1 protein-coding gene is annotated in these 961 nt (G+C 43.8%); it reads right to left on the reverse strand.

The window, feature by feature from the left end:
- Positions 1-27: 27 nt before the first annotated feature.
- The coding region (locus ACFO3G_RS03235; protein WP_380077949.1) for a transposase at positions 28-961 on the reverse strand (934 nt) is incomplete at its 5' end.

A 961-nucleotide genomic window follows, 5' to 3' on the forward strand; every position in this document is an offset into this window, starting at 1 on the left:
CAATAGTTCGTTAAAAAATATCCAAGCCTAAGCGGCTCTGGCAGTAAATAAAATGAGTTCTTTGAAAAGTTTGTCAATAACTTGCGGGTCTGGGCTAATCCCAAACACGCAAATAAATCGTTCAAGCATATAAGCATTGTGTATGAATGACTTGCAAGAGGATATGGAATAGGTTATTCCGAGCCTCTTACATGCCGCTTTGGCCAAGTTGACAGCAGCAAACGATGCATTGAAGTGAAAATCCAATTTCCTGAAGTCGGTAGACTGACAGTTGGTGATTCCTGCATGCTGCTTTCCATCTCTAAAGCAAAACTCCAGCTGGAACCTGGTTCTGTAATAATCCAGCACTTCGCGTCCATCCATGGAATCGTCTGTAGAGAAATAAAGTTGCCACTTGTCTGTTCTCCCGTCCATCGGATACCAGATGGCTAAGGAAACATACCTTTTGAGAGCTTTTGCATATACCCTCAATCCGTATAGTTTTCCTTTGTTCACCTCGTATTCCTTGCACCGTGTCAAATCCAAACTGGCAAAGTCAATTTTTCCGTCAAACCACTTGGGATGGCCGCGTTTTCCTGTTTTCTGTTCCAATGTCGGATAGTACAGGATTACGTCATTCCGAAAGCGGCTGATGACATGGAAATCGTTCTCACACATAGGCGTTACGAAAGTTTCCTTGGAAAAGAATGCGTCTGCAACCACCGTTCTTGATATGTTCTGTATCTTGTCTTTTCTACTGATAAGATAGCTGCTGTACCAGTCAACGAGGTTCTTGTCCATATTATCCAAGGTCTTACAGTCCGGCGTCTGAATGGAGCCTAACGTCATGCATTCATGGTTGTCAATGTCAATAACACCGATGCCCATGATTTCCAACCCTCGCCTGTACTCTCCTGCACAACCTGACCAGAAGTAACCTATCCAAGGTGTCTTCTTGCCTGATTTGGGGATATAGGAAGGA

Origin of the sequence: Falsiporphyromonas endometrii (assembly GCF_042654485.1) — a bacterium.
In the GTDB taxonomy this organism is placed as follows: Bacteria; Bacteroidota; Bacteroidia; order Bacteroidales; family Porphyromonadaceae; genus Porphyromonas; species Porphyromonas endometrii.